The organism is Wenjunlia tyrosinilytica (assembly GCF_014646055.1).
Lineage (GTDB): Bacteria > Actinomycetota > Actinomycetes > Streptomycetales > Streptomycetaceae > Wenjunlia > Wenjunlia tyrosinilytica.
This window is the reverse complement of record NZ_BMMS01000044.1, coordinates 31980-40343: the sequence shown is the minus strand read 5'-3', so window position 1 is coordinate 40343 and position 8364 is coordinate 31980. Positions and strand designations below refer to the sequence as shown.

Here is an 8364-nt window from a genome sequence, read left to right as displayed (position 1 = left end):
GCCCACATCCGGCGAAAGGGCCTCGGGCCGGGCCTGCCAGGAGGCGTCGATCGGTTCCGGATCGGTGGGCCGCGGTGGTTCCAATCCGTCCGCGTTGCTGCGTGCGAACTCCTCCCCGCTGACGACCCGGTACCTGATACTCAGGATCTCCAGTTCGTTGACAGGTTCGCATTCGAGCACCGATACGGCCGCCAGCAGCTCCCGCCGTGCGCCCGGGTCGGTGGTGTCGTCCTTGGCCTTGAACCACAGGTGCGAGTTCAGGCCGTCGCGGGCTTGCTGGGGCATGCCGTCCACCACCGGCTTGAGCAGCCGCCAGTGCGGTCCGTGCGCGGGATCGAGTTCCGCGATACCGAAGACCCTTCCGCGCAGCGAGAGGTTGGGATAGCGCCGGGAGGCATCCACCGCGTCAGCCTCGGCCACCCACGCGGCGGGATCTTCGCGACGGACCAGCCCCTCGTGCAGAGCGTCGAGTTGTCGCTTCCAGTCATCGGCCATGTGCGCATTGTTGCGAATGTCGAGCCGGGACCCGGACCGAATGCCCCAAGAACTCCCGACGTGGCACGCTGCCACGCCCTTTAGGGGCGGCGCGGTCGGTCCCCCGTGACCGGGACCCGGCTACCGACGCGAGCGGAGAAGGCGGCGGCCGGGCAACTTGCCAGGGCGCTGCGGGCCGCCGCCTACCGTGAACGCACCGCCACCGTCACCGCTTCGGCGTCTCCGCCCGGACGCCTGAACATGCGCCAGGCCCTCGCCCGTGACGCCCAGCGAGCCGCAGGCGCCACCGCGACTGCCACCCCGTGGACGCGTACCGTGCACCGCTCGAGTCCGACACCGCCACTGCGGGTGGGGATCGCCGTGGACGTCTCCGGCTCCATGAGCGCCGCTGCCCGCGCCGATCGCCTCTGCCGCCTGGATCCTCGCCAAGACTGCCTCGCTCACCGACCCCGACTCCGCAGCGCAACCGTCGCCTACGACCACTGCCCGACCGCGGTCACCGCACCGGGCCGCGCACCCGGGCGCGTCACCCAGTTCAACGCCGACGGATTGGGACACAACCTGGCAGAGGCCATCGACGTTCACCCGGGCGCGTCACCCAGTTCAACGCCGACGGGTTCGGACACAGCCTGGCCGAGGCCATCGACGCCCTGGCGGCGGGAGTCGAACTCGCCCAGCCAGGCACGGGCCGCCTCCTAGTGATCGCCTCCGACTGCCACTACCGCCGAGACGAAGCCGCCAACGCGGCCCAGCGCATCACCGCCCTACGAAAGACCGGCTGCGCCGTGTTGTGGCTCGCCTTCGAACCCGACCCCCGCCCGCTCCCCGGCACCACCGCACTCGAACTGACCGACCCGGCCCAGGCCTCCGCCGCGATCGCCAAGACCGCCACCGCTGCCTTGGCCGCCGCCCGGCCCTGACCGGTTGCCGCCCCGGCACGTCCGGGGCGGCAACCCGCTGCACCCCCGATCGCGAAAGACGCCGAATTCCATGACGTCGCTCGCCGAACGCGCCCACGGCGCCGCTGTGTTCATCCGCCGCACCACTGCCGACGAGCCTGCACCGGCCACCGAAACCTGCCTCGAGGCCAACGAGTTCCGGCCGATGGCCACCCTCGACTTCCGCCGACTTGGCCCACAACAGATTCTGCGGAGACCTCCAGCGTCAAACGATGACACCACTGCATCTCGGCGGTTCATCCAGCGGCGCTGACTCTGGCCGAATACCTTCGCCTCACTGCTACTGATCCTTTACATTTTCTGAGCGTTCGTGGGGAGCGGACGCCGGGGGTGGCCACAGCTGCTGCCTTCGCTGTCGTGATCCAACTGAACAAGGGGGGATCTTCGTGGCGACACCTCGTCAGAGGTTGTCCATCACGTCGGGCGCCATCATGGCGGCCCTGGCCCTGCTGCTTTCTCCGACCGCGGGACCGGCATGGGCCGAGGACTTGCCGCCCGTCACCGAATCGCCGACACAAGCCACGGCGACGCCGGACCCGAATGCTGCGGACATCGATTTCACCGACCAGGAGCCGGAGGAGATGCCCGCAGCGCCCGAGGACAGTAACGAGCGGAATGCGCGGGAGTGCATGGCAGAGGCGATCCGCACCAAAAGCACCAGGCTTTGCGTGGATGCCTCACCCGACACTCCAGAAGATCTTGAGGAGGCGCAGCAGGCGGTGGCTGATGCCGCGTCGGACAGCTTCCTGCCGTGGTGCGACAAGGACAAGCACAAGCGCAAGGACGTCTTCACGCGCTTCGGCGCCTGCATGAACAAGAAGATGGCGAAGTACACCCTGTACGACCGGAACGGCGACGTTCTGGGCATAGCCAGGTTCGCCATGTCCAGGCGCATAGCCCTCGCCTCGAAGGGCGATGGGAGGGACCTCTTCCACGAGGAGCTCAACCTCGTTCCCACCCGCCTCGACGCCGCGATGGTCGAGCTCACTCTGACCTGGAAGCCCGACTGCGCGGTCAAGTGCAAGTCCTCAAAGCAGTCATGGTCGGGAAGCAGGACATGGTTTCCCGGCGACAAGCACAAAGCCAGAGGGCAGCTCTCCCACTGGTGGACGGAGAGCAGCGGCAACGACACTCTCAACCTCACGGGAATTCTCGAGGCGGATTCCCCTGTCAACCAAGGAGAGCCAGGCACCGTTGCCTGGTACAACCTGATGGCAGACGTGCGCTGCGACGATGAAGTAGGCAGGAGCCCAGGCTGCGTGTTCTTCCGGTCCACTCCGGCCTTCAAGGTGAACAGCAAGAAGTTCCCTGCAGCTCAAACTTTCTACCAGTGGGTCCAAACGGAATTTCCGGACCACTGGGGCAGCAAGGCGGAAGACAGCCCCCTCCATCGGCTGGCCTCAAAAGCAGAACAGGACAAGAACCGGCGTAAGATCTGCGACAGTACTTTCAAGCCGCACCCCGATACTCACGAGACCTCCTGTGACGAATTCCCGTTCGCCGCGTCCCAGGAAAGCGGTGGCCAACTCGGCATCAAATCGGGCAAAGAATGCGTGCAGATGTACTATGACACCGACGCAAATTATCTCGCACTGGACAGCCGGTTCCCGCGCCCCAGTCAGAAGGAACGATGCGGGCGCGGCAATATCCCGCAGGGCCAGAACGAAGGCGTTGGAGGGGACCTGGGGCGGTTCACCGTCGATGTACGCCTACTCGACCAGGACGCCTACTACATCGATGTAGGCAGGATTGGCGGGTAAGCATCCCGGGGGCGGGCGACTACGACCAGCCGCCCGCCCCCGGGCGCCTCGAAGTCCTGCTACTCCCCAGCCGCGGTGGTGACTCGCGACGCCGGGAGCACGCCGGACTGCACCTCATCGCGTGGCAGCCCCACCCCGAACGCGCTCACGGCAAGCGAGAGCATCGCCTGGGAAGCATCGACATCCGGACCGATCTCAGGGGCCAGACCCACTCGTTCCATGTGCGGCAGCAGCCGATCCGGATCGCTGCCGGTGCGCAGGTGGGGTAGGTCCACATCGAAGCTGCACACGATGACGCCGTCCTGCGCGTGTACGAACCTTTTGACCGCATTGGCGTTCCTGAGAAGCACCACGGCCTCGGTCTTGGCGGAGACCGCACGGACAACCTCGTCACGAGTGCCGTGTGCGCCCCAGATCTCCACAGCGAACGCCCACCCCGGGTAGGAACCGACGCGCACGATCGGCCCTGCGTCCTCGTCCTCCAGCTCACGCGTCTCGGCCTCTGCCGCACTCAGCGACACCGCGGCCCCCGGATCGCCTCCCATACGCACAAGCAGCTCATCCGGCTCCACATCGCGGGCAAACGTGACACAGAAACCGAGGTCGAACACCTCGGGAAGCCACCCAAGGTCCGAACCTGCCGTCACAACAATCCCCTCCGAGTGTCCACGCCGCTCCAGTGGCAGCACGTCCCAGTATCCCAAGAGGGCTGACCAGACGGTGTCCGAGCGCGGCAACTGCCCCACCGGGTCGGCCCGTTGCGAAGGATGCGGAACCGGAGAGTGAGCATCGAAGACCGTATCAGTCACCTCAAACGCAGCTTCGGATCCCGCCGCACCCGCATCCGCCGCCTGGCCGGCGCCCAGACCTGGGACGACGTCATGGCTTCCGTCCGGGTCTCCTACGACGGCAGGCCCAAGATCTGCCGACCTCCGCGCTCGAGCGGCGTCGGCTCCGTCATCTCGCAGCCCACTGACCAGGTAGTCGGCGCAGGCCACACCAGCACCTGCCGGTAGGGCGAAACCTTCTGACTCCTCACCACCGGCTCCACGGGAGGGGCCAGTACCGCCGTGCCTGCCGGCACCAGCCGCATCAGTGGCACGGTCTGGAGCCCTACGCCCATTGCCGATAACCCGCACAGCAATCCGGGCTGGCTCCCAACCGCGTGGGAGCCTGCCCGGTTGCTCATCCGCGGTCGGCTATCCCTTGACCTCTGACGCTGTCAGACGGTAGGTGCGCGGCTTGTCGGTCACCTGCTCGGTGGTACCTTGCCGGGTGAGGGTGACCAGGGCGTTCGCGATCGCGCCCGAGGACTTCTCGATCACACGGCTGATCCTGGTGGCGGTGAACGCCTCGCCGGGATGCGCTTGCAGGTGTTCGATGACCAGGTGCCGCAGCCCTCCGGGGGCGAGCCGCTTCCTCTCACCCGGCGGGATGATCGCTTCCGTCTGTGACGTCTGCCGCCCAGCTCCGCTCTGCGGGACCGGGAGGTTCTGCGAGCCACCGCTGTCGTTCTCCGCGGGGTCTTCCGCGCCGTCCTCGAGTCCGCAGTCCTGCTCCTCCTCGGCTGTCCGTGCGCCGGCGGCGTCTGTGTTGTCGCCGTCCGGTGCCTGCGGGGCGCGGGCGCCTTCCTGGTCGGCGCTGACGGGGGGTTCCGAGTGGGAGCCGGAGGGCTCGCCGTCACTGGGGTTCTCGGGCCTGCTGGTCTCATGAGTGGGCGCTGCGGCATGCCAGCGGTCGGGGGTGCGGCGGGGGCCGTCGTGGCCGCCGGGGATGCGGACGGCCAGGCCGCGCTGTTCCAGGGTGGTCAGGGCTTTTCCGGCGGTGGAGCGGCCTGTGCCTGCGGCGAGGGCGAGTTCGGTGACAGTGGCCGGTTCGGTGAGGCTGCGTAGTTCGGTGTAGATCGCGGCGGGCGAGCCGGTCAGTTCGGCCGGCGGCTCGGGGGAGGGGACGGGCCGCAGGGTTGGTGTGCGGTCGGTCGTGGTGTCGGACATGGGGGAACCTCGTTTGCGTGAGGGGTACGGGGTTGAGGTCCCCGGCCGGGGGTGCGGATCCGCAGATGGGGTCCGCGCGTTCGCCGGGTGCGTGCGCATCGCGTTCCTGTCCGGCGAACACGGCCGTCGTGCACGCGGAGTTCACGATCTGGAGCCCCGTGTGGTTCGTCGGCCACGACCATGGACGCTCCAGATCGGGTGGGAAGTCAAGCGGCGGGGATTCGACCAGGTCACGGCGGCTGCCCTGGGTGGCGGATCGGTTCTTGGTGATGCCCGACGCAGCGGTGGGCGAGCGTGGAGCGGCATGGCCAGGAGCGCGGGGGATCCGATCGGTGGGGGATCGATCGGATGGCTGTGAGGCCTGCAATTATTCGCTCGGGTGGGGTGGGTCGGCGTGGCGGGCCAGGAGCTGGTCGCGGAGCTGTCGGGCACGGCGGGGGCCGATGTGCAGGTCGGTGCGCAGTCGCCAGGTGCTCACCGGTTTGCCGGTCAATCCGCGGACAGCTGTGTCCAGAGCGACGGCTTGCGGCCACACGTCGGCGTCTGCGGGCCCGCTGTCGGCCGATGGTGGCGCGGGTGGCACGGCGGGCGTGTGGGGCGCGCTGTCGCCCGTTTGGGCCCCGGCGGGTCCGCCGCTGGTAGTGGCGGGGATTCCGGATCCCGCGCGGAAGGACGCGGATCTGTGCTGCTGGGGTGAGCCGCTGTTCGGATGGGGGAAGGTCCGGTCCGTGGCCGATCGGCGGGTGGGTGCTGCGTGCGCAACGGGTGGCCCGACGCGATTGGTGGTGCCGATCCTGTTCGGGAGATCGGTGATGGTTCTGCGGTAGGCGGCGATCGTCTCGGTCAGACCGATCAGGAGCAGTGCTGGGCTCAGGTGCAGCAGTACAGCGGCCGGATCTGCTTGGCGGGGCCAGCCGATCTGCCCATCCGGCCACAGGCTTTCCCAGGAGTTCATGAGGGCGGCGGTGCAGCCGGCGCTCCAGCGCAAAGCGGTCGACCAGGTCGGCGGGCGGATGCCCCAGGAGGACAGTCGGGCGTCGACGTAGAGGATTCCGGCCAGCGCTGTGCCGATCATCGGGTCGAGGAGGACCGCGATGGGCAAAGGTACGTCGCGGCTGGTGGCGAAGCGGGTGACGTTGACGGTGGTGAAGACCAGCGCCAGGAACCCGACCGCGCACAGCACCCGGGTCATGGTCCGCAGCAGCGCGACGGCTTCCTGTGCCGCCGGTTGCTTCACCGGTGGCCTCGGTGAGCTGCCGGTCGGGTCGCGCCCTGGAAGGTCGGGCTGTTCGTGCGTGCGGGGCCGATGCGTACCACTGCCCCGGGGTGTGGGGCGTCGATGGCGTTGCCGTTGCCGGTGTAGAGGGCGACGTGGGTGATGTGGCCGGGGCCAGTGCCGAAGAAGAGCAGGTCGCCGGGTGCCAGCTGGGTGTTCTTCGGCAGGCGGGGACCTGCGTCGTACTGGGCCTGCGCCACGCGGGGGATCCGGATGCCGGCAGCGCGGTAGGCGGCCTGGGTGAGGCCGGAGCAGTCGAAGCCGCCTTCGGCCGGTCCGTCGCCGCCCCACACGTACGGCGTGCCGAGCTGGCGGCGGGCGAAGGCAACCGCCGCGGCGGCCGGGCGGTCCGGCGCGGGCGCCGCGGCCGCGTACTGTCCGGCGATCTTGAGGACCTGGTTCACGTAGGCAGCCGAGTGGTTGTACGCCCAGATCGCGTGCCGCAGGTCGCGGCTGTTCCTGGCGCCGTTCGCGCACAGCAGCCGTGCCGCGGCGTACACGGCGTCGACGCGGTCCCATGGGGTGGGGGGCCTTTTGCCGCCGGGTGGCGCGGGATGCGCGTACGCGCTGAAGGTCGACGGCAGGAATTGCATGGGGCCCACGGCTCCTGCCGAGGACACCATGGTGGGGTGGCGTCCGTGGTCGCTCTCCACCTTGCCGATCGCGGCCAGGATCGTCCAGGACAGGCCGGGGCACTCGGAGGCGGCGCGCTGGTAGAGGGAGAGCATGGGCGCCGGGATGTCGGCCGAGGCGTGCTTGCTCGGGGCCGCCGGTACGCTGCCGCCGGGCGTGACGCTGCCGAGCAGGGCGGCGATGGTGAGGGCGGCGAGCAGTGGCAGGGCGATGACCGCGCACCCGATGCCGCCGGCCGCCTTGGCGAACAGGGAATTCACGAACCGGTTCCGAGGGCGGGCGGCAGCGGGGGCACGGGGAGGGTGAGGACGGTGTCCGCGTCGGTCGGCTCCAGTCCGGCGGCCGGGGTGAGGTTCGGCCAGTGGGCAGCGAGACCGGTCAGGGTGGTGCGGGGGGCGGCGGGCTGGAGTGGGGCCCACCAGGGGCCCCAGGGGTCGGTGGTGGTGAAGTCCGCGGAGGAGGTCGCCACGTCCAGGCCCCACTCGCGTGCGATGCTCGCCAGGCGGCGGCGCAGTGCCTGGTCCCGGGATTGGGTTCGCGTGTGGATGAGCAGGGCCGGTCGGGTGTTCGTGGCGGTGGTGAAGGCGGCGTACCCGGCGAGTTTGGCCTCGAGGCGTGTCAGCGGCTGGGTACCGGTGTCGAATTCGAGGAAGAACGGCAGCAGCTGGTCGCCGTGTTGCCAGTGGGCGTAGGCGTCGGGGCGGACGATGTCGCCCCAGCGGCGTGCCGCGGAACGTTCGGAGAGCCACAGTGGCAGCCCGGCCTCGGGCGTGCTGTGGTGGCGGGCGGCGAGGTGGGTGAGCAGCTCGTTGACGCCCAGGTCGTGGCCGAGGCAGGGGGAGTAGGCGATGCGGCCGGTGTGGGTGGGGCGCCATCCCAGGGCGGCGGGGTCGAGGTCGGCGTGGGCGGCGAGTACGGCGGCGCCGAGAGGGCCGAGGGTGTAGTGCTCGGGTGCTGAGCCGGTTTGGGTCAGGGGGCGGAAGGAGTCCAGGACGGTGTGCTGGTGCAGGGTGCGCAGGCGGCGCTGGGTGGAGCGCGGTGAGGTGTGGGCGAGGCGGGCGATTTGGTGGGTGGTCAGGACCCTGTGCTCGTGCAGCATCCGGGCGAGCCACAGGTCGCGGCCGGTGAGTCGGCGGGCGAGGGTGGCCACGTCCATGTGTCGTGGTGGGCGGGGGCGGGTGGTGGCGGCGCGGGCGGTGTAGCGGGAGCCGGGGCCGGAGGCCGGTCGGGGGAGTGCGGGCATGGCA

Annotated in this window: 10 protein-coding genes; 4 read left to right on the top strand and 6 right to left on the bottom strand. The window is 69.5% G+C overall.

Going from position 1 to position 8364, the window contains the following annotated elements; translation table 11 throughout:
- The coding region (locus IEY86_RS32340; protein WP_229698961.1) for a DUF5954 family protein at positions 1 to 495 on the bottom strand (495 nt) is incomplete at its 3' end.
- A 698-nt stretch (positions 496 to 1193) separates the two neighbouring features.
- On the opposite strand from IEY86_RS32340, the gene IEY86_RS38535 reads away from it, so the two are divergent.
- The 3 genes from IEY86_RS38535 (at position 1194) to IEY86_RS32325 (ending at position 3214) form a co-directional block, all read left to right on the top strand.
- Positions 1194 to 1415 carry a hypothetical protein gene (locus IEY86_RS38535; protein ID WP_444545855.1) on the top strand — a complete coding sequence of 74 codons (222 nt, stop codon included), beginning with the start codon at positions 1194 to 1196 and terminating at the stop codon, positions 1413 to 1415.
- 70 nt (positions 1416 to 1485) lie between these two features.
- Positions 1486 to 1707 (top strand): hypothetical protein, encoded by a 222-nt coding sequence (locus IEY86_RS32330; protein ID WP_189135469.1) that lies wholly within the window; start codon positions 1486 to 1488, stop codon positions 1705 to 1707.
- Positions 1708 to 1840: 133 nt separating this feature from the next.
- Positions 1841 to 3214 carry a NucA/NucB deoxyribonuclease domain-containing protein gene (locus tag IEY86_RS32325; RefSeq protein ID WP_189135468.1) on the top strand — a complete coding sequence of 458 codons (1374 nt, stop codon included), beginning with the start codon at positions 1841 to 1843 and terminating at the stop codon, positions 3212 to 3214.
- A 59-nt stretch (positions 3215 to 3273) separates the two neighbouring features.
- Here IEY86_RS32325 and IEY86_RS32320 read toward each other — a convergent pair whose 3' ends face one another.
- Complete coding sequence (locus IEY86_RS32320; RefSeq protein ID WP_189135467.1) at positions 3274 to 3903, bottom strand: DUF6461 domain-containing protein; 630 nt, start codon at positions 3901 to 3903, stop codon at positions 3274 to 3276.
- Between the two features lie 93 nt (positions 3904 to 3996).
- Between IEY86_RS32320 and IEY86_RS38320 the strand changes: the two genes are divergently transcribed.
- Positions 3997 to 4230 (top strand): hypothetical protein, encoded by a 234-nt coding sequence (locus tag IEY86_RS38320; protein WP_189135466.1) that lies wholly within the window; start codon positions 3997 to 3999, stop codon positions 4228 to 4230.
- A 183-nt stretch (positions 4231 to 4413) separates the two neighbouring features.
- Here the strand turns inward: IEY86_RS38320 and IEY86_RS32310 are convergent, their stop codons facing one another.
- The 4 genes from IEY86_RS32310 to IEY86_RS32295 all read right to left on the bottom strand — a co-directional run bounded on the left by IEY86_RS32310 (position 4414) and on the right by IEY86_RS32295 (position 8360).
- Positions 4414 to 5208: a hypothetical protein gene (locus IEY86_RS32310; protein ID WP_189135465.1), complete on the bottom strand. Its 795-nt coding sequence runs from the start codon at positions 5206 to 5208 to the stop codon at positions 4414 to 4416.
- A gap of 367 nt (positions 5209 to 5575) precedes the next feature.
- On the bottom strand, positions 5576 to 6445 hold the full coding sequence (locus IEY86_RS32305) for an extensin (protein WP_189135464.1): 870 nt from the start codon (positions 6443 to 6445) through the stop codon (positions 5576 to 5578).
- Positions 6442 to 7377 (bottom strand): C40 family peptidase, encoded by a 936-nt coding sequence (locus IEY86_RS32300; protein WP_189135463.1) that lies wholly within the window; start codon positions 7375 to 7377, stop codon positions 6442 to 6444. Before IEY86_RS32300 ends, IEY86_RS32305 begins: the two co-directional genes overlap by 4 nt.
- A complete protein-coding gene (locus IEY86_RS32295) occupies positions 7374 to 8360 on the bottom strand; it encodes a replication-relaxation family protein (RefSeq protein ID WP_189135462.1) in 987 nt (328 codons plus the stop codon). The genes IEY86_RS32300 and IEY86_RS32295 overlap by 4 nt, the downstream gene beginning before the upstream one ends.
- Positions 8361 to 8364: the final 4 nt, after the last annotated feature.

What these genes read in the sequence shown, in the direction of transcription:
- IEY86_RS32330 (WP_189135469.1), top strand. Translation starts at nt 1,486, where the DNA reads ATGACGTCGCTCGCCGAACGCGCCCACGGCGCCGCTGTGTTCATCCGC.
- IEY86_RS32310 (WP_189135465.1), bottom strand. Translation starts at nt 5,208, where the DNA reads ATGTCCGACACCACGACCGACCGCACACCAACCCTGCGGCCCGTCCCC.
- IEY86_RS32295 (WP_189135462.1), bottom strand. Translation starts at nt 8,360, where the DNA reads ATGCCCGCACTCCCCCGACCGGCCTCCGGCCCCGGCTCCCGCTACACC.